At 57.5% G+C, this 221-nt stretch carries 1 pseudogene; it reads left to right on the forward strand.

Annotated features, from left to right (window positions below):
• Positions 1 to 18: 18 nt before the first annotated feature.
• Positions 19 to 221 (forward strand): annotated as a pseudogene (locus tag OGV98_RS00010) (type VI secretion system Vgr family protein); the annotation flags it as partial.

Consider the following 221-nt stretch of genomic DNA (forward strand, 5'->3'; position numbering starts at 1 on the left):
GTGGGCAATGACCGGAAGATGTCGGTGAAGGGAAAACAGGAGCAGACCACCACCGGTGACCATATCAGCCTGGTGAAAGGAATGAAGAGCCTGGAGGTGAAGGGAGACCTGGCGCAGAAGATAAGCGGCGCGCTGGGGCTCAAGGTTCAGAGCGATATTGTGCTGGAAAGCAGCAGCCGGATAAGCCTGAAGGTGGGCGGTTCGTTTGTGGTCATCCACCC

This window comes from Citrobacter sp. Cf136 (assembly GCF_030333815.1).
Taxonomy (GTDB): Bacteria; Pseudomonadota; Gammaproteobacteria; order Enterobacterales; family Enterobacteriaceae; genus Citrobacter; species Citrobacter freundii.